The 19,211-nt window shown below is 58.1% G+C and carries 17 protein-coding genes and 4 tRNA genes; 12 read left to right on the plus strand and 9 right to left on the minus strand.

Annotation, left to right across the window (positions count from 1 at the left end):
* Nucleotides 1-60: 60 nt before the first annotated feature.
* Both OKC31_RS11480 and OKC31_RS11485 read right to left on the minus strand, forming a co-directional pair.
* Nucleotides 61-1,326: an inorganic phosphate transporter gene (locus OKC31_RS11480; protein WP_005343043.1), complete on the minus strand. Its 1,266-nt coding sequence runs from the start codon at nucleotides 1,324-1,326 to the stop codon at nucleotides 61-63.
* A 25-nt stretch (nucleotides 1,327-1,351) separates the two neighbouring features.
* Nucleotides 1,352-2,032 carry a TIGR00153 family protein gene (locus tag OKC31_RS11485; RefSeq protein WP_005340244.1) on the minus strand — a complete coding sequence of 227 codons (681 nt, stop codon included), beginning with the start codon at nucleotides 2,030-2,032 and terminating at the stop codon, nucleotides 1,352-1,354.
* Between the two features lie 169 nt (nucleotides 2,033-2,201).
* Between OKC31_RS11485 and OKC31_RS11490 the strand changes: the two genes are divergently transcribed.
* Nucleotides 2,202-3,170 (plus strand): CYTH domain-containing protein, encoded by a 969-nt coding sequence (locus OKC31_RS11490; RefSeq protein ID WP_247823872.1) that lies wholly within the window; start codon nucleotides 2,202-2,204, stop codon nucleotides 3,168-3,170.
* A 91-nt stretch (nucleotides 3,171-3,261) separates the two neighbouring features.
* Here the strand turns inward: OKC31_RS11490 and dapA are convergent, their stop codons facing one another.
* Nucleotides 3,262-4,134, minus strand: coding sequence for a 4-hydroxy-tetrahydrodipicolinate synthase (dapA, locus tag OKC31_RS11495; protein ID WP_247823871.1), 873 nt, complete (start codon nucleotides 4,132-4,134; stop codon nucleotides 3,262-3,264).
* A 280-nt stretch (nucleotides 4,135-4,414) separates the two neighbouring features.
* On the opposite strand from dapA, the gene rsmC reads away from it, so the two are divergent.
* From rsmC to OKC31_RS11530, 7 genes are all read left to right on the plus strand, one after another.
* Nucleotides 4,415-5,443: a 16S rRNA (guanine(1207)-N(2))-methyltransferase RsmC gene (gene rsmC / locus OKC31_RS11500; RefSeq protein WP_247823870.1), complete on the plus strand. Its 1,029-nt coding sequence runs from the start codon at nucleotides 4,415-4,417 to the stop codon at nucleotides 5,441-5,443.
* A gap of 151 nt (nucleotides 5,444-5,594) precedes the next feature.
* Nucleotides 5,595-6,812, plus strand: coding sequence for a glucose-1-phosphate adenylyltransferase (gene glgC, locus OKC31_RS11505; protein WP_005340236.1), 1,218 nt, complete (start codon nucleotides 5,595-5,597; stop codon nucleotides 6,810-6,812).
* Nucleotides 6,802-8,262 carry a glycogen synthase GlgA gene (gene glgA / locus OKC31_RS11510; RefSeq protein WP_247823869.1) on the plus strand — a complete coding sequence of 487 codons (1,461 nt, stop codon included), beginning with the start codon at nucleotides 6,802-6,804 and terminating at the stop codon, nucleotides 8,260-8,262. The genes glgC and glgA overlap by 11 nt, the downstream gene beginning before the upstream one ends.
* 128 nt (nucleotides 8,263-8,390) lie before the next feature.
* Nucleotides 8,391-8,476, plus strand: a tRNA-Leu gene (locus OKC31_RS11515).
* Nucleotides 8,477-8,529: 53 nt separating this feature from the next.
* Nucleotides 8,530-8,615 (plus strand) — tRNA-Leu (locus OKC31_RS11520).
* Between the two features lie 71 nt (nucleotides 8,616-8,686).
* Nucleotides 8,687-8,772, plus strand: a tRNA-Leu gene (locus OKC31_RS11525).
* A gap of 109 nt (nucleotides 8,773-8,881) precedes the next feature.
* A complete protein-coding gene (locus OKC31_RS11530; protein WP_005343036.1) occupies nucleotides 8,882-9,154 on the plus strand; it encodes a late competence development ComFB family protein in 273 nt (90 codons plus the stop codon).
* On the opposite strand, the gene OKC31_RS11535 is transcribed toward OKC31_RS11530, so the two are convergent.
* Nucleotides 9,149-9,358, minus strand: coding sequence for a hypothetical protein (locus OKC31_RS11535; protein WP_247823868.1), 210 nt, complete (start codon nucleotides 9,356-9,358; stop codon nucleotides 9,149-9,151). The genes OKC31_RS11530 and OKC31_RS11535 overlap by 6 nt on opposite strands.
* A 301-nt stretch (nucleotides 9,359-9,659) precedes the next feature.
* On the opposite strand from OKC31_RS11535, the gene nhaC reads away from it, so the two are divergent.
* Entirely contained in the window at nucleotides 9,660-11,069 is a 1,410-nt protein-coding gene (nhaC, locus tag OKC31_RS11540; protein WP_005357819.1) for a Na+/H+ antiporter NhaC, read from the plus strand.
* Nucleotides 11,070-11,207: 138 nt separating this feature from the next.
* Here the strand turns inward: nhaC and erpA are convergent, their stop codons facing one another.
* The 3 genes from erpA to clcA all read right to left on the minus strand — a co-directional run bounded on the left by erpA (nucleotide 11,208) and on the right by clcA (nucleotide 13,821).
* Entirely contained in the window at nucleotides 11,208-11,558 is a 351-nt protein-coding gene (gene erpA, locus OKC31_RS11545; protein ID WP_005340225.1) for an iron-sulfur cluster insertion protein ErpA, read from the minus strand.
* Between the two features lie 87 nt (nucleotides 11,559-11,645).
* Complete coding sequence (locus tag OKC31_RS11550) at nucleotides 11,646-12,341, minus strand: DUF6776 family protein (protein ID WP_005343032.1); 696 nt, start codon at nucleotides 12,339-12,341, stop codon at nucleotides 11,646-11,648.
* Between the two features lie 91 nt (nucleotides 12,342-12,432).
* A complete protein-coding gene (gene clcA / locus OKC31_RS11555) occupies nucleotides 12,433-13,821 on the minus strand; it encodes a H(+)/Cl(-) exchange transporter ClcA (protein ID WP_247823867.1) in 1,389 nt (462 codons plus the stop codon).
* Nucleotides 13,822-14,065: 244 nt separating this feature from the next.
* On the opposite strand from clcA, the gene hemL reads away from it, so the two are divergent.
* A complete protein-coding gene (hemL, locus tag OKC31_RS11560) occupies nucleotides 14,066-15,352 on the plus strand; it encodes a glutamate-1-semialdehyde 2,1-aminomutase (RefSeq protein ID WP_201937713.1) in 1,287 nt (428 codons plus the stop codon).
* 217 nt (nucleotides 15,353-15,569) lie between these two features.
* Nucleotides 15,570-16,385, plus strand: a complete 816-nt coding sequence (locus tag OKC31_RS11565; RefSeq protein ID WP_247823866.1) for a hypothetical protein — start codon at nucleotides 15,570-15,572, stop codon at nucleotides 16,383-16,385.
* Here OKC31_RS11565 and OKC31_RS11570 read toward each other — a convergent pair.
* Nucleotides 16,300-17,202, minus strand: a complete 903-nt coding sequence (locus OKC31_RS11570) for a sulfite exporter TauE/SafE family protein (protein ID WP_247823865.1) — start codon at nucleotides 17,200-17,202, stop codon at nucleotides 16,300-16,302. The genes OKC31_RS11565 and OKC31_RS11570 overlap by 86 nt on opposite strands.
* Nucleotides 17,203-17,498: 296 nt before the next feature.
* On the minus strand, nucleotides 17,499-18,248 hold the full coding sequence (locus OKC31_RS11575) for a DsbA family protein (protein ID WP_247823864.1): 750 nt from the start codon (nucleotides 18,246-18,248) through the stop codon (nucleotides 17,499-17,501).
* Between the two features lie 197 nt (nucleotides 18,249-18,445).
* On the opposite strand from OKC31_RS11575, the gene OKC31_RS11580 reads away from it, so the two are divergent.
* Nucleotides 18,446-18,533, plus strand: a tRNA-Ser gene (locus OKC31_RS11580).
* The last annotated feature ends 678 nt before the right edge of the window (nucleotides 18,534-19,211 follow it).

Raw genomic sequence — 19,211 nt, forward strand, 5'->3', positions numbered from 1 at the left:
CCGCGCACAATAAAAAAGCCCGAGTCGATGACTCGGGCTTTTTGCTGAATGCCGCTTCGATTAGGAGAAGCAGGCCTGCAGCACGTAGAAGATCGCGATAGCCAGAATGGCACCGGCAGGCAGGGTGATGATCCAGGAGACCACGATGTTGCGCAGTACCCCCAGATTCAGCGCCGCAATACCGCGCGCCAGACCGACACCCATCACAGCACCGACCAGGGTCTGGGTGGTGGAGATGGGCAGACCGGTACCGGAGGCAATCACTACGGTCGCGGCAGTCGCCAGCTGGGCAGCAAAACCACGGCTCGGGGTCAGGTGAGTGATGCCGGTACCGACCGTCGCCATCACCTTCTCGCCCATGGTCGCCAGACCGATCACGATACCGATACCGCCCAGCGGCAGGATCCACCAGGCAATGGCTGCCTGACTGGAAATCTCGCCACCGGAAGCCACGATAGAGGCCACTGCAGAGAGCGGGCCGATGGCGTTGGCCACGTCGTTGGAGCCGTGGGCAAAGGCCATGGCACAGGCGGTGATCACCATCAGGATGCCGAACACCTTCTCCACGTTGGCGAAGTGCATCTTGCTGTCATCCTGCGGGTTGTACTTCTGGCCGCGAATGTAGATCCAGCCGGCAAACGCCACTGCGATGGAGATGGCGATGGAAAGCAGAATGCCCTCGCCATCGCTCAGGTGCAGACCGACGTGGGTCAGCCCCTTCTTGATGGTCACCAGACAGATCACCAGCGCAGTCAGGAACATGTAGAACGGCACATAGCGCTTGGCGTTGTTCAGGGGATCATCGGTGTTGAAGATAAGCTTCTGCACGCTGATGAACATGAAGTAGGCAATGACACCTGAGATGGCTGGGGTGATGACCCAAGAGCCGACGATGCCGCCAAACTTGCTCCACTGCACCGCTTCCGGGCCAATGCTCACAACCGCAAAACCGACGATGGCGCCGATGATGGAGTGAGTGGTCGAGACAGGCCAGCCGAAGTAGGAGGCGAGGATCAACCAGGCGCCTGCCGCCAGCAGGGAGGCGATCATGCCGAGCACCAGCAGGTCCGGGCTATCGACAAACGCATTGCTGTCGATGATGCCGTTACGGATGGTGGCCGTCACTTCGCCACCGGCCAGATAGGCACCGGCAAATTCGAAGATCATGGCAATGATGATCGCCTGACGGATGGTCAGGGATTTGGTGCCGACCGATGTTCCCATGGCGTTGGCCACGTCATTCGCGCCAATGCCCCAAGCCATCAAAAAGCCGAACAAGGCCGCCACGAGCACCAGAGTGGTGCCGTAATTCGCGATAATGTCCATTAGTTGTGTTTACCCAGTCAGTCGATTACGAACGAGCCAGCATCAGTTCCAGACGGGCGCCTACGCGCTCGGCCTGATCTGCCAGGTCACCTACCCATTCGAGGATCTTGTAAAGGAACATCACATCGATCGGATTGTAATTGTGCTCAACCGCTTGCAGCTGTTGGCGCAGTCCGATCTGCATGGTGTCTGTATCGTCCTCGATCAGATCCAGCTGGTGGATCATCTCGGCAACCATTTCCACTTCCCGTCCTTTGAAGCCGGTCTCGAGCAGCTCGTCGAGCTCCCCGATCGCTTTCTCGGCCTGAGCGGTCGCATCAATACAACGTTTGAGGTAAGCCATGAAATCCGTCCGCATTTCGGCGGGGAACTCCATGCGACGACCAAGCATGCGGCCGGAGATATCCTTGGCACGGTTGGCAATCTTGTCTTGCTGGGTCAACAGCTCCAGCAGGTCGGTACGTGCAACCGGCAGGAACAGGCCGCGAGGCAGTTTCAGACGGATTTCACGCTTGAGGGTATCTGCCTCTTTTTCCAGTTGGGCGATCTGCTGCCGGATCTTCTCGGCATCTTCCCAACGGTCTTCGGCAACGGCGTCAAAGAAAGGAACCAACTGCTGGGAGCACTGGTGAACCTTGACGATATGCTTCTGCAGCGGCTTGATGGGGGACTTGGCAAAAAGCCCCAAAATAGTATTTACTGGCATGGCCAAACCTGTGTCGGTGAAAAAACACTCGATACGATTTTATGAGGCGCGCATGGTAACCGAACTGCGCCCTCAATTAAACCGCGAATTAATCTAGTCGTCTCGCGGGCATTATATCCCCGCGACCCGAATCCTGCCCCCCAAAGTTGCCTGCCAGCCCGGAATGACTATGCAAACTGAGATCGAGATAAAGTTTTTTGTCGCCCGCGACATTCAACCCGAGTTATCCAACCTGCTGAATTCTCTTGAGATTAAAGAATCATCACAACAGCAGCTCGGCAACGTCTATTTCGATACGCCGACCCTGGCTCTGCGCCAGCTGGAGATGGGGTTGCGCATTCGCCGCTGCGACACCTTCGCCGAGCAGACCATCAAATGCCGCGGCCAGGTGGTGGGCGGCCTGCATGCCAGACCCGAGTACAACGCCCCTGTCAGCGGCGATCTGCCGACCCTCTCGGCCTTTCCCGATGAGATTTGGCCGACTCTGACCGAGCGTGACCACATTCAGCAGCAGCTGGTCGCCCAGTTTCGCACCGACTTCCTGCGCCGCCACTGGCTGATCGCCTTCGAGGGGACCGAGATTGAACTGGCCTGGGATCAGGGCGAGATAGTCGGCAGTCAGGGCAGTGCCACCATCAACGAGCTGGAGCTGGAGCTCAAATCAGGCGACACCGCGGCGCTGTTTGCGCTGGCCCGGCACCTCGCCAGGATCGGCGGGCTGCGCCTCGGCGCCCAATCCAAGGCCCAGCGCGGCTATCGACTGGCTGGTCTTGGCAAACCGCTGGCCCTGCAGGCGCTGGTCGAACATGAAGGTATGGATGGCATAACGGGGGTAAGCGAAGGGCTGCGCCACTGGCAGCATCACGAGCAGCTCTGGCTGGAGCATCCGCAGGATGAAGGCATTCAACAGCAGGCACTCGCGGCCCTGTACCAGGGGATCGATCTGGTCGCCCGCAGTGCGGCCGCGCTGCCACAACCCGCACCTTGGCTGCCAGCATTGACCAACCTGCAAGCCCATCTGCAAGGCCAGTCGGGCGAGCAAAACGAGTGGCCTGCCGAGCTTGCCGATCTCTTCCTCAATCCGGCGTATGTCGAGTTGCAACTGGCCATCGCTGCCTGGCTGCATCACGAAGCCTGAGCGTGGCCATACCGGTACTAAAGGTCGGAAATAAAGACCGGAAACAAAAGCCGAAAACAAAACGGGTGAGCCTTGGCTCACCCGTTTTGCATTACAGCAGGTTGAGCTGCTGCATGGCGCTGCGAATGCGCTCGCGGGTCGCTTCCGACAGTGGCATCACCGGCAGGCGACACTCTTCGCCGCAGAAACCGAGCAGGGAAGCGGCATATTTGGCACCGGCCGGGCTCGGCTCGGCAAACATCGCCTGATGGAGCGGAATCAGCTGGTCTTGCAGCTCACGCGCTTCTTGCCACTTGCCCGCCAGCGTGAGGTTCTGCACCTCGGCTACCAGCTTGGGGGCCACGTTGGCGGTCACAGAGATACAGCCCTGACCGCCGCCGATGTTGTAAGCAACCGCAGTGGCATCTTCACCGGAGAGCCAGGCGAAGGGCTTTTTGATCAGCTGGCGCTCGGTCCAGGGGCGCGCCAGATCGCCGGTGGCATCTTTCACCCCGGCAATGCGCGGCAGCTCGGCCAGACGGGCCAGGGTCGCTGGTTGCACGTCGACGATGGCGCGCGGCGGAATGTTGTAGACGATGATCGGCTTGGCAGTGGCATCGTGTACCGCCTTGAAGTGGTGGTAGAGCCCCTCCTGATTGGGACGGTTGTAGTAACCGGCCACATGCAGGGTGGCATCGGCGCCCACCCGCTCTGCATGGAGGGTGTACTCGATGGCTTCGACCGGATTGTTGGAACCCGCTCCGGCAATCACCGGAATACGGCCAGCGACCTGTTTGACCACCAGCTCCACCACCCGGCAGTGCTCATCGTGGGTCAGGGTCGGACTTTCCCCCGTGGTGCCCACCGGCACAATGCCGTGAGTGCCCTGCTCGATATGCCACTCCACCAGACGCAGCAGCGCCTCTTCATCCAGCTTTCCCTGTCGAAACGGGGTGATCAACGCAACGATTGAACCTTGAAACATGGGATCTCCTTCTCCTAAATGACGCGCATATGGCAATAAAAAACCCCGGTACGATGTGCGCAACCGGGGTTTGAAGCTTCTCAGGGATGAGAGGTTACGCGCGAACGTCGGCAGGCCCGAATTTCAGGCTTTTTTTGTGCTTTCGTTTCAACCCGTTGAACCGCATTTCGTCATCTCTGGTCAAAAAATGGTGTCTGGGCATATTTCGGGAACACGGCATAAATGTCAAGGCGAAAGGGGCTATGTATAATGGCCGCCCAAAATTGCGTGGAGAGACCCGATGAGCAGCCCTATCAGTGCCGTCAGCCAGATGCTGGAACGAAACCAAGCCCTCTTTGTCGGCAAGCGGCTACTTGTCTGCGGCGCGCTGGAGGATGACTACCCCCGCCAGCTGGCGAGCCTGGCCCAGACCCTGACCGTCTTTACCACCGATTACTGCTACTACCGCAGCCAGCAGGCCGCCCTCGGCGAGGCTATCCTGTTCGACCACCAGCTCGGCGGAACGCCCCGCTTCGATGCCCTGTTACTGCTGATGCCCAAGGCCAAGGCCGAGGCACAATATCTGCTGGCCATGATGACCCCCTTGCTGGAAGCGGGTGCCGATCTGTTCCTCGCCGGTGAAAACCGCGGGGGCATCAATAGCGCCGACAAGCTGCTGGCCCCCTATGGCGAAAAGCCGATCAAGCGCGATTCAGCGCGCCGCTGCTCCCTCTATCACGGTGAGCTGAGCAAGCCGGTTGAACCTTTCAATCTGGATAGCTGGTTTGGCCGCTATCAGTGCAAGGCCGGTGATACCGAGCTGACCGTGCTGGCGCTGCCCGGCGTCTTCAGTGCCGCCGAGCTGGATCTCGGCACCCAGATGCTGCTGGCCGCCGTGCCGCCGATGACGGGCGAATTGCTCGATTTCGGTTGTGGCGCCGGGGTGATTGGGTCTGTGCTGGCCAAGCGCAATCCGGCTCTGCGGGTCAACATGGTGGATATCAGCGCACTGGCACTCGAATCAAGCCGCCGCACCCTGGCGATCAATGGTCTGCCGGGCAAGGTCACCGCTTCCGATGTCTATTCGGATGTCTCCACCCGTTTCCAGCACATCGTCTCCAACCCGCCATTCCATGCGGGTCTCAAAACCTTCTATGCGGCAACCGAGCAGTTCCTGGCCAAGGCGCCGGAATTTTTGCTGCCAAATGGTTCGCTGACCATTGTTGCCAACGCCTTCTTGCGCTACCAGCCTATACTGGAGACACACTTCAAACGGACTGAAGTGATCAGCAGTGATGCCAAATTCAAGGTCTATCTGAGCAAAATGTAAATAAGTGTAAGCAGCACAATAAAACAGCTAGAGAGCGTCATCCGGCATCTGATAAGGTATTAAGCGCACGATAAAAACCACCCCTTTAGGGGTGTTTTTATACCGAACATTGAAAACCTTTTCATGTTGTTAATTCAGGGAGAGAAATACGATGGCAGGCATTTTGACCATGATCCTGGCTGGTGGCGAAGGTACTCGCTTGCAGCCTCTGACCACCACCCGCAGCAAGCCTTCCGTCCCCTTCGGTGGCAGCTACCGGCTGATCGACTTTGTCCTCAACAACTTCGTCAACGCCGACTTTCTGCGCATCTATGTACTGACCCAATTCAAATCACAGTCCCTCTACCTGCACATGAAGAAGGGCTGGAATATCGTCGGCATCACCGACCGCTTTATCGATCCCATCCCGGCCCAGATGCGAATGGGCAAACGCTGGTATGACGGCACCGCCGATGCCATTTACCAAAACCTCGGCTTTATCGAGCGGGCCGAACCGGATCACGTCTGCATCTTCGGCTCCGACCACATCTACAAGATGGATGTGAGCCAGATGGTCACTTTCCACAAACAAAAAAATGCTGCCATGACAGTCGCGGCCCTGCGCATGCCCATCGAAGAGGCGAGCGCCTTCGGGGTGATCGAGGTAGATACCGAAGGACGGATGATCGGCTTTCAGGAGAAACCGAAGCAGCCCAAGCACATTCCCGGCGATCCGACCCAGGCGCTGGTCTCCATGGGCAACTACATCTTCGAGACCGATGCCCTCTGCCGTGAGTTGAAGCGGGATGCCGCCGAGGAGAACTCCAGCCACGACTTTGGCAAGGATGTGATCCCGAGCCTCTACCCGCGCGCCCCCGTCTATGTCTATGACTACAGCACCAACGTCATCCCCGGCGAGAAACCGCACGTCTACTGGCGGGATGTGGGCACCCTCGACTCTTATTGGCAAGCGCACATGGACCTGGTGGCCGACAATCCCCCCTTCTCCCTCTATAACCGCAAGTGGCCCTTGCACACCCACTATCCGGCGCTGCCGCCTGCTACCTTCATCGACAGCGACGAGTGCAAGGTGAAGATCGCCAACTCGCTCATCTCCGCCGGTTGCTTCATTCAGGGCAGCCAGATCCAGCGATCCATCCTCGGTTTCCGCTGCAATATCGGCGCGTGCAGCCATATCAGTGAATCCGTGCTGCTGGGGGACGTGAAGATTGGTGAAGGGTGCTCCATCAGGCGCGCGATTATAGATAAAAATGTTGAAATTGCGCCCGGCACCGTTATCGGTGAAAATCTGGACCACGATAGAGAGCGATTTACCGTATCCGAAGGCGGTATCGTGGTGGTACCTAAGGGAGCAAGAGTTGGCTATTAACCCACTGAAAATCCTGTTTGTTGCCTCGGAGGTTGAGGGGCTGGTCAAGACCGGGGGCTTGGCGGATGTCGCCAGAGCCCTGCCGATGTACCTGGCCCAGAAGGGACATGATGTCAGGATCATGTTGCCCTTCTACAAGACGATAAAGCGACGGGATGAGGCCAGATTAGTGGCGTCACGCTGGTTGCCAACCCACCCCGGGCTGCCGGATATCGGTTATCGCATCTACCAGATGGAGCTGGATGGCGTCTGCGTCTATCTGCTCGACTGCCCGCAATATTTCGATCGTCCCCAGCTCTACGCCGAGAACAATCAGGCCTATCCGGATAATGGCGAGCGCTTTGCCTTCTTCTCGGCCGCGGCCCTCCATGCCTGCGAGCAGCTTGGCTTTGCCCCGGATATCGCCCACTGCAATGACTGGCACACCGGCCTGCTGCCACTGCTGCTAAAAACCCGCCACGCCCACAACCCCTTCTTCCAGCAGACCCGCAGCGTGATCAGCATTCACAACGCGGCGTTTCAGGGAGTGTTTGGCCGCGAGCAGTTCTGGGCCATGCCCGAGATCGCCGACTATGAACGCCGCATCAACTACGACTACGGCCACGTCAATCTGCTCAAATGCGGGGTGCTATACGCCGACAAGATCAATGCGGTCAGCCCCAACTATGCCCAGGAGCTGCTGACTCACCTCGGCGCCCACGGCATGGCGCATATCTTCCAGCAACGGGCGGCGGATCTCTGCGGCATCCTCAACGGCTGCGACTACAAGGACTGGGATCCGGAGTTCGACGAATTCCTGCCTGCGACCTACAGCATCGACAACATGGCTGGCAAACAGATCTGCAAAGAGAGCCTGCAGCAGGAAGCGGGGCTGGCCGTAGCGGACTTGCCCATCTACGGCATGGTTTGCCGCCTGACCGAGCAGAAGGGCGTTCCCCTGCTGCTCCCTGCGCTGGAGAAATTCCTCCACCATCAGGTACAAGTGGTGATCGTCGGCTCTGGCGATCCTGCGCTCGCCACGCAACTGCAAACCATGGCCCGGGATTATCCGGGCAAGCTCGCCTTCATTAACACCTATGACGATCGGCTGGCTCATCTGGTCGAAGCCGGTGCCGACTTCTTCCTGATGCCCTCGCTGTTCGAGCCTTGCGGCCTCAACCAGATGTACAGTCTCGCCTATGGCACCCTGCCACTGGTGCGGGCCGTGGGGGGTCTGAAAGATACCGTGGTGGATTGGGATGCGGATCCCGAGTATGCCACCGGCTTCTGTTTTAACGACCCGACTGCCGCCATCCTGCTCGATACCATGCGCCGCAGCCTGCTCTATTTCCTGCAGGACAAAGAGCGTTTTGCCAAGGTGCAGCGCAATGCCATGAGCACCCGCTTCAACTGGCCTGACTCAGTCACCCAGTATGAACGGATGTATCAGAACGCATTGGGCCGTTACTGAATGCCAGACGTCGGCTAATTGCTGAAGTTTTGTACCCTTGGCGCCACTTTGGGCGTCAACAGCGAAAAAAGTCCCCTTTGGCTGTTGACGCTCCCCCAAAACTCTATAGAATCCCCCTCCGCAGTGATGCGAAGGTGGCGGAATTGGTAGACGCGCTAGCTTCAGGTGTTAGTGTCCCACGGATGTGAGGGTTCGAGTCCCTCTCTTCGCACCAATACTGCCATGCTGATTCAGCAGCATGTAAATCCAACTAGAAAACCCGAATGTGCGAAGGTGGCGGAATTGGTAGACGCGCTAGCTTCAGGTGTTAGTGCCCCCCGGGTGTGAGGGTTCGAGTCCCTCTCTTCGCACCATGATTCTGACATGTAAACACAGAGCAATGCGCTCCAACCGCATTTAAAAACCAGCTGGAGAAAATCAGTGTGCGAAGGTGGCGGAATTGGTAGACGCGCTAGCTTCAGGTGTTAGTGTCCCACGGATGTGAGGGTTCGAGTCCCTCTCTTCGCACCATTCATTACGCAAAAGGCCCATCACGAAAGTGACGGGCCTTTTGTTTTTACTCCTTGTTATGGCTATGCTTTTGACGAATCCCCGCTCATCGTCATGCCAAGGAACGCATATGATACTGGATACCGACATTCACAACTTTTACGAACATCTGGTGCTCAAGGAAATTGAGAAGCAGGGGCTGCAGCAGAAGCTCAACAGCGATCAGATGGCCGACCTTTGCTGCCTCACCCTCAACCAGCTCCCCGCCCACTATATTCGCCACAATGTCGACATGATCTACTTCCTGACCGACGCCAAGCGCACCGAAATGGAAAAGCTGGTGGTCGAATCGCTCAAGGTGGCACAGCAGAAGATCAAGCAGGCTCCCGTCAAAAGCTCATAACCAGGGCTGCTGCCAGAGCAGGGTAACGATACCGGTCAACCCGGCCACTGGCAGCAAGATCAAGGCGGGCCGCAATCCGGGCTCCAGCATCACCCAGGCAGCCAGCAGAAAACCGGCACTCCAGGTGCCGTACTCTTTATCCTGACCCCATGCGAGTACGGCCACCGCCACCAGCAACATCATACTCCGCAATATCCAGCGCATTGTTTTCTCCCCCACCAACAATTGATAATAATTATCATCTTCATCTACTGGGGATGCAAGTGGCGTCACGGGCAAGCTTCGTATGTGACCCTTTGTGTCAACAGGCCGCTCAAAAACGGGTTATGAGATCAACTAATTTGTGATTTTTTCAATCAAATGTGCATTTTTGCCAATTTGATGGGGCTTTAACCCGCCGGGTTTGTGGTAGATTGCGGCCTCTTTTTGGGTTGCCTCCTCGGGATCGATGTATCCACAGGACGAGAGGGAGTGACCTTGGCGAGCAAGAGTTTAGGAAGTATCTATGCAAAACCAACAAAACCACATCCGACTACCGGGCATGGCACAGGTGTTTGCCTGTCTGGCCATTTTCCTGGCCCTGGCATTCTCGTTCACCAGCGTGCTCGATCTGCCGATCCAGCTGGCGTTGTTCATCGCCTGGTTCGTCATTATGGGGCTTGGCATCAAACTCGGCCACGATTACAAATCCCTGGAACAGGCAGCCGTTGACGGCGTTGCCAAGGGAATGGGGGCCATCCTGATCCTGGTCTCCGTCGGTGCTCTGGTCGGCACCTGGATTGCCGGTGGCATAGTCCCCAGCATCATCTACTTCGGCCTCAAGGTGATTCACCCGTCCATCTTCCTGCTGGCAACCCTGATCATCTGCTCCCTGACCTCGCTGGCCACCGGCACCTCCTGGGGCTCTGCCGCCACCGCCGGTATCGCAATGATGGGGATCGGCCACAGCCTCGGCGTGCCTGCGCCGCTGGTAGCCGGTGCCGTGCTCTCCGGCGTCTACTTCGGTGACAAGCTCTCTCCGCTCTCCGACTCAGTAGTACTGGCCTCTACCATGTCCAACGTCGACGTGGTGGAGCATATCAAGGGGATGCTGCCTATCAGCCTGCTCTCCTATGTCATCACCGCCGTGCTATTCACCGTGGTGGGCATGCAATACTCAGGCAATGTCAGTCTGGAGCAGGTCAATCTGGTGATGGAGGCCCTCGACAACCAGTTCAACATCACCCCGCTGGCCATAGTGCCGGTGGTGCTGGTGCTGGGCCTGCTGGCAAATCGCAAGCCCGCCTTCCCGGTGATCAGCTTCGGCGCCCTGCTGGGCCTGATCTGGGCTATCGCCTTCCAGGGCATGGATCCGGTCAAGGCGATGCACTCGGCTTATAGTCCGTTTGCCATCACCTCCGGCATCGATTTTATCGACAACATTCTCGGTCGCGGCGGCATGGAGTCCATGCTGGGCTCGGTCGCGGTCATCATCTTCGGTCTCGGGTTTGGCGGCCTGCTGGAGAAGGTCGGTATTCTGGAAGTGATCGCCAGCGCCTTCGAGAAGCGCATCAACAGCGTTGGCAGCCTGACCAGCCACACCATCGGTACCGCGTTTCTGGCCAACGTGTTTGGCTCAGCCATGTATGTGTCGCTGATCCTGACTCCCAAGATCATGGCCAAGAACTACGACCGACTGGGACTGGCGCGCAAGAACCTCTCTCGCAACGCCGAGTTTGGCGGCACCCTCACCTGCGGCATGGTGCCCTGGAGCGACAACGGCATCTTCATGGCCGGGGTGCTGGGGGTGGCAACCCTCGACTACCTGCCCTACATGTGGCTGAGCTTCACCTGCATCATTGTGACCATCACCCTCGCCTACATGGGCAAGGCAGTGAACCGGATCCCACTGGTCGCGGCGGCAAGCTCCCGCTAAGCCATTCTGCAAACAACAAAGGCGCCATCAAGGCGCCTTTGTTGTTTCAGAGAAATGCTGTTTGATGGAGCGCACTGAGCACCACAAACAAAAACAGCCCTCGTTGCCGAGAGCCGTTTCATCAGACCGATACGCCGATCAGATGGAGAAGCTGGAGCCACAGCCACAGGTCGTGGTGGCATTAGGGTTGGTCACGGTGAAGCGTGAACCTTCCAGACCCTCGGTGTAATCCACACTGCCGCCTACCAGATATTGCAGGCTCATGGGATCGATCACCATGGTGACGCCATTCTTCTCGACTACGGTGTCTCCGTCGTTGATCTTCTCATCAAAGGTAAAGCCATACTGGAAACCGGAGCAGCCCCCACCCGTGATGTATACCCGCAGCTTCAGCTCGGGATTCTCTTCCTCGGTGATCAGGTTCTTCACCTTGTTGGCCGCCGCATCCGTCATCTGGATGGGCAGCGGGGCTTCTGCTACTGCACTCATTACTGACCTCACAACCATTAGATCCACAAACATGGAAACCGCGAAATTATCCAATACCCGACCATTCAGTTCAAGTATTCACCACGTTTAACCGGCCGCGGGAACCGGAGCAGGCGGCGCGGCGACCAGCGGCTTGATCACCTCGCCCCACTCAACCAGCAGCTCTTGCGCCGGTTGCCTGCCATCCTTGTTGATGGTGACACGGATCCGATCCGGCACAAAGCCTTCCGGCAACTGCCAATTCCCCTCCAGCAGCTGAAAATAACGCAGGGCATAGCGCCACTCACTCACCTTCATCCCGAGATCGCGGCCGGTTAGCGTCTTCGGCTTGTCAGCCAGACTCCCCTCGACCCGGATCTGCACCTGACCACGAAACAGCTCCCGCTTCTTGGCGGGCTGGGTCAGGGCGAGACGATAGTGGTAGCGACCGGGAATGCTGGTCTCCTGCAGAGTCAGGTTGTCGATCACTACCCCCACCTGTTCGCCGGTGGGGCGCATGATCCGCTCGAAAAAGGCCAGCTGGCGTTTGAGCTCCTGCACCTGCGCCTCCTGACTCTTCAGGGTGGTCTGCAACTGCTCGAAGGCCGCTTTCTGGGTCGCCAGCTGGGTATCTTTCACCCCCAATTCGGTCTTGAGCTGGCCGATGGCCTTGCCCTGACGATCCAGCGTCTCCTGCTGTACCACCAACAGACTGCTCTGGGCCAGCTCCTGACGGTTCCCGACAAAGTAACCAATGAGCCCGCCAACGGCTAACACGACCAATAACTTCAATAGATTGGACATAGCCCCTCATCCCGTTATCACGCCATTTACGGCAGCGCCTCTCCCTTCACTATACCGCCCGGACCGGGGTCACAGGCGATAAAGGGAAAAATTAACTGGCCGTGGCGCTGCCATCACCCCGCTTTTGACGCGCGGCAAGCCGTAAAGTTCGCTCCAGGATCTGGGAATAGATGGGCCGGCCACCCAGCCACTGGGCAACCAGAGTTGCCCCGACCGTGGTAATCATCATCGGCAGGATCAGCTGATAGTTGTCGGTCATCTCGGTGACCAGCACGATACCGGTGATGGGGGCACGCACGGTGGCGGCAAACAGCGCCCCCATGCCGGCAATGGCAAAGGCACCGGGCTCGATGCCAAGCTCCGGAAACGCCGCATGAAACAGATGGCCGAACACCACGCCAAACAGGGTGCCTAGTGCGAGGGTCGGCGCAAACACCCCACCCGGGGCACCGGAGCAGAAGCAGATGAGGGTCGCCACCAGCCGCACCGAGAAGATGAGGAACAGGGTCGCCATCGCATACTCATCGCCCATCAGATGGGGGATGAGTTCAGTGCCGCCGCCGGTCACCGAGGGAGCAAACAGCGACAGCACACCAAACGTTCCGGCGACCAGCATGCCGATGGCCACGAAACGGTGGCGCTTGTTCTGATGCAGCGCCAGATAACCATCCTGACAGGCAAGCACCAGCTTGTTGAAGACAAAACCCAGCACCCCGAAGGTGGCCCCCATAAAGAGGAACAGCCAGAGCGCCTTGAGGGCTGGCGCATCGTAGTGAGGCAGGGTGATCACCGCCCCCTGCCCTTTCATGTTCTGCAGCATCAGGGTCGCCATGATGGCGGAGATCCCCACCGCCTTGATGGCCAGAAAGGAGTAGCGAAACTGCGGCCGCATCTCCTCCATCACAAACAGGATGCCCGCCAGCGGCGCATTGAAGGCTGCCGCCAGACCGCCCGCCGCACCGGCGGCCAGCAGGGCGTGACCATGCTCCTTGGGTAGCCGGAAGATATCCGCCACCATCTTGCCAAGGTTGCCACCGATCTGCACCGAGGGCCCCTCCCGCCCCAGCACCATGCCGGAACTCAGGGTGCAGATGCCGCCGAAGAACTTGACCGGCAACACTCGCCACCACCGCACCGGGCGCAGATCGTCCATCGCCCCCTCGATCTCGGGAATGCCGGAACCACCCGCTTCCGGGGCAAAGGTATGAGTGAGGAAGTAACCGACAAATCCCAGCAAGGCGCTGAAGCCAAAGCCAAGCAGGCCGAGCTGCCACCAGGGACGGTCTGCCAGCAAGGCGATACGTTGTTCTGCCAGCCAGTGGACACCAGATTCGAAAAGGCCGCACACCAGTCCGGCCAGGGTGCCGACCAGCGCCGCCAGCAGCAGCACCAGCAAGGGCATCTTGTCTTGCCGGATAATGCGGGAAAGCGGCCCCCGCGAAGAGGGATCGGCTTCAGAGGAGAGAGCTTGTTGCGCCATCTTGTTACACCAACTTGGAAAAACCATATCGTCAGCTAGCTGAGATCAGGATCACCCGGCGCGTTGCTCGGCTGCCCAGGGCTGGGGCTTTCTGCTATAGTCGGCCCGTTAAATTTTTGTCACGGGAGCAGACCGAGAGTCCGGGTGGCGAGAGCGCAAAGCATACTCCTGATGCTCCGGCCTGCCGAGTCTCAATCGGCTGCAATCCCTTGTGTGACGACCAAAATCCCATTAAGGATGATCCATGTCAAAATCAGATCAGCTGTTTGAACAGGCCCGCCAGACCATTCCGGGTGGCGTCAACTCACCGGTCCGCGCCTTCAATGGGGTCGGCGGCACGCCCCGCTTCATCGATCATGCCGATGGCGCCTACCTCTATGATGTGGATGGTCAGGCCTACGTGGATTACATCGGCTCCTGGGGCCCCATGCTGCTGGGTCACAACCACCCGGCCATCAAGGCCGCCGTCATCAAGGCCGTAGAGAAAGGGTTGAGCTACGGCGCGCCGACCGAGATCGAAGTGCTGATGGCCGAGAAAGTCCGCCAGATCGTCCCCTCCATGGAGCAGGTTCGGATGGTGAACTCCGGCACCGAAGCCACCATGAGCGCCATTCGTCTGGCCCGTGGCTACACCGGCCGCGACAAGATCGTCAAATTCGAGGGCTGCTACCACGGCCACGCCGACTCCCTGCTGGTCAAGGCCGGTTCCGGCGCCCTGACCCTGGGTCAACCGAACAGCCCGGGCGTTCCGGCCGATTTCGCCAAGCACACTCTCACCTGTGTGTTCAACGATCTGGAGTCGGTGCGCGAAGCCTTCACTCAGTACGGCAGCGAAATTGCCTGTATCATCGTCGAGCCGGTCGCAGGCAACATGAACTGCATCCCGCCGGTCCCCGGTTTCCTGGAAGGGCTGCGCGCCATCTGTGACGAGTTCGGTGCCCTGCTGATCCTGGACGAGGTGATGACTGGCTTCCGCGTCTCCCTGCGCGGTGCTCAGGGTCACTACAACATCGACCCGGATCTCACCACCCTTGGCAAGATCATCGGTGCCGGCATGCCTGTTGGCGCCTTCGGCGGCAAGAAGAAGGTGATGCAGCACATCGCCCCGACCGGCCCTGTCTATCAGGCGGGAACTCTCTCCGGTAACCCGGTAGCCATGGCTGCCGGTCTGACCATGCTGGATCTGCTGCTGGAGCCGGGCCTCTATGAGCAGCTGAGCGCCAAGACCGCCCGTGTTGCCGAGGGACTGAAAGCGGCCGCAGCCAAACACGGTATCCCGCTCGCCATCAACTATGTGGGCGGCATGTTCGGCTTCTTCTTCACCGAAGAGAACGAAATCACCCGCTACGAGCAGGTTACTCGCTGCGATATGGAACGCTTCAAGCGCTTCTACCATCTCATGCTGGAAGAGGGCGTCTATCTGGCGCCGAGCGCCTACGAGGCGGGCTTCCTGTCGCTGGCTCACGGCGACAAGGAGATTGAACACACCCTGGCCGCCGCCGAGCGCAGCTTCGCCAAGCTGGCTGGCTAAATCACCGCTGGTTGTCGCAAAGGGCCCGTCATGGGCCCTTTTCTATTGCAGTGCCTTCATCATCACACAGCTCTTCGATACGCCCATTTCTGGTGCATCCCCTCTTCGTTACTCACCAATTTGTCATCCTCTGGTGCAACTTGCCCCATCATCCCTGTCATAAAGCAGGCCCACTATTTGCACATTCACCACAAGAGCCCACGTCACCGAGGTCCATATGGCAGAGATGAGCCCCATCGATGTGCTGCGGCGCTATCAGGAGTATCAGGAGGAGCTGACCCCGCTACTGCAGGGGCTGCTCAGCGCCCCCCTTGTCTCGCTCAAGGGGTATCCCTTTGTCATCAGCATTGACCACTATCAGGGGCCGATGTGCATCCAGCCTGCGGCACCGGCCGCCCATAACCGGTTGCACCTTATCGTGCAGGGGCAAGGACGAGAGATCACTGTCTGTCTGAATCAACTGATTGGTTGGTTGATGGGAGACAGGGAGCGCCGCCGCGCCATGCCCTGGTTCAAGGCGGTCTATGTGGTGCTCAGCATGGCGCTGTTTTTGATCGTCGCAACGCTCATCTGGCACGGGCTGGAGCAGCTTTACCAGCTATTGTGCGGCGAGCAGCAGAACCAGCTCGGCGCCTTTAGCGCCATCATCTTTCTGACGCTGGCACTGGCGGTGTTCGATCTGGGCAAGACCATTCTGGAAGAGGAGGTACTGCTGCATAAGGATATCTTCCGCCACAGCGCTATTCGCCGCACCATCACCCGCTTTATCGCCGCCATTCTGATCGCGGTCTCCATCGAGGGGCTGTTGCTGCTGTTCAAAGGCTCGCTCGGCCAGAACGAGCTGCTCTGGCCAGCGGTCGGAGTGATGGGGTGTGCGGTGGGTTTGCTGCTGGCGCTTGGCCTCTATGTTTTTCTGGGGGCCAAGGCCGAAGCGGCACTGGTACAGGCTAGCCTGCGCTCTCCACCGCCAGTTGCACAGAGGAGCGACGCGCCGCCCGCCAGGAGGCGTACATGGTCCAGGAGGTATAGATGACGATAAAGGCAACCAGCCACTTCAGCATCTCCATATCCATGGATTTGACCAGCATGGCGGCCAGCACCACACCGATGGGACCGAAGATGGCTACCGCCAGCACCGCCTTGGCATCAAACGCCCCTTTGCGGATAAAGGTGCCTGCGGAGAAGACGCTAAGCACGGCGGTGGAGCCCATCATAATGGGAAACGCCGCCAGCGGATTCATCCCCAGCAGATAAACCAACGTCATGCAGGGGGCAAACAGGCCGATACCGACATTCATCAGCACCCCGAAGATGAAATTGCCAAGCAGGGCGATCGCCAACTTGTAGCCGCTGAGCCCCATCGCATCGCCGCCTACAGGGAAAAGCCCCAGCAAACCGGCAAAGATAAGCCCTGCGACGACCAGTAAGGAAATGGCCATCACCAGCCGGATGGTCTGCCGATCAAACGAAGCCACATGACGAGCGCCCCAGGCTGCGCCAGCTGCGGCGGCCATCATCATGCTGATCAGCGTCAGCGGCTCCACCGCTACTGCGCCGACGAAGATCAGCGACTGAGTCACGGTCGGCAGCACACACTGCCCATTGAGGGTACCCGGCAGCACCCGGTCATCGATCAGCTTGAACTGCTTGTAGCAGGCGGTCTTTACCGCAAAGCTGCCCACCCCCAGGGTATCGAGGAAGTTGGCAACCCCACCGATCAACGCCACCGGCCAGAAGGGGGTCTCCTCAAAGGATCCACTCTGCTTCTTCCGCCAGCAGGCTTGCACCAGCATAAAGATGAATACGAGGCCTCCGGCTATAAAAACCAGCCGTAAAATATCAACTAACATAGGGGTTTCTCCTGCAACGGGCGGCGATTCTAAGGCAAGCAGCAGAAAAAATCTTGACCGGAATTAAGCAATGCACACGACACACCTCTGCGAGGCGAAATATTTATCAATAGACTCCGAACGACTCTGCTAATACTTGTTACTGAGGCCAACAGGCCGGGTCCTGAGCACGTTGTTATGGTCCTTTCGCGACGACCACTTGTGCCAAAGGACATAATAAAAAAGAGGGCCGGTAGTGATACCGACCCTCTTTCTGTATCTGGCCGAGGCGCTGGGCCCTCGACCATGGCAACTGCTTATTGAATGCTCTTGCCAGCACGCACGTCCTTGATAAAGCTCTTCAGGCTGGCCAAATCCCGTGGTGCACCACGCAGGATCTGATCACCGATGATGAAGGCCGGGGTACCGGAGATACCGAGCGCTTCAGCCAACGCACGGTTGGTACCGAGGTTCTGGTCAATGCTGCCATCCTTGATCTTGGCCTCTACCTTGCTCCAGTTAACACCGGCCTCTTCTGCCACCTTCTTGACCTGCGCTTCATCGGAGAGCGGGCCCTGATGGGCATAGAGCTTCTCATGGAAAGCTTGGTACTTGTCGGGCTGACCCAACTGAACGGCCAGTGCGGCACGCGCGGCGAAATAGGAGGTTTCGCTCAGAATGGGGAACTGCTTGTAGATGTACCGGATGTCTTTGTCTTCCGACATCAGCTGCTTGACCAACGGATGGGCCCGCTTGCAGTAACCGCAGTTGTAATCGAAAAACTCCACAATGGTCAGCGACGCCTTCGGATTCCCCATCTCGGGATCCTGATTGGCATAAAGCTGCTTGGAGTGAGCCTTGATCAGCGCCTTGTCACTCTCGGCCTGCTGGCTCTCCTGCTTGGCACGCAGGGCATTGGACATCTCGACCAGGATCTCGGGATTCTTGACCAGATAGTCGCGAACGATTTGCTCGACATCGCTTTTGGTCAGCTCGCTTGCATGTACCGGCGTCGCCAGCAGGGTCACGCCAGCCAGCGCGCAAAACAGGGCATTTTTAATAGTCATAACGTTATCTTGCAGAGGATATGATAGAGGCCACTATAGTGGTTGAGTCTGTTTTCAAGTCAAGTTATCTGGCCAAAAAAGCGCTTGATGCACCCTGATTGCCACTTTTTCATGTCGTTTCGTGCAATTAACCAGCAATCGAACCGGACGGGGATTTACAAGCCGGATCAGCATGGTAATATTCGCCGCACTGCTGCGGAGGGGTGGCAGAGCGGCTGAATGCACCGGTCTTGAAAACCGGCGATGGGCGACCATCCGTGGGTTCAAATCCCACCTCCTCCGCCATTCATACCGAGCCCATGCAACCATGTTGCGTGGGCTTTTTATTTGCCTGCTATTTGCCACTCCTTATAGCTCTCAACACATTAGTCTTCTTCAACATCCTCCTAATCTTCCCGCCTGCGGGCTCAATAATCACCAGAAAATCACCAATCAACCTCAGAAGATCTGAGTTACTGCGCACATCCCAGCCCACTTTCTTATTCCCCAAACCACAACGACAACACGCAGCGACCACAACTCCTGCATGTTGGTACCGCCAATAACCCCTCTTCGGAATAAAGTCAGGGCCGATTAACACAGCCATAGAAAGCAGGGACGATGGGGTTGCGGCTTAAACAGAAGGGGCGGCTAACTCAGGAAGCAGAGATCCCAAGCAAGAGATCATGACGTATAGGCGATCATGGGATGCACGGGATATGACGACGCCAGAGCCACCGGAAAAAGCGACAGCGGCTCAGCGAAGAAAGAGTACCAAGCGGAACATCAGGCTATTTGTGGAACCAGAAAACAGCGACGAGTAACAATAAGAACAGAGGAGAAGAGATAAGATGGGTCAATTATCAGGCTACTTACTGAATTGCAGGCAATAAAAAACCCCGCTCGATGAGCGGGGTTTCTTGTATTGGGTGCCTGGCAGTGTCCTACTCTCGCATGGCGAATGCCACACTACCATCGGCGCTA

It is taken from the genome of Aeromonas sp. Y293-4 (assembly GCF_027705905.1).
Taxonomy (GTDB): domain Bacteria; phylum Pseudomonadota; class Gammaproteobacteria; order Enterobacterales; family Aeromonadaceae; genus Aeromonas; species Aeromonas veronii.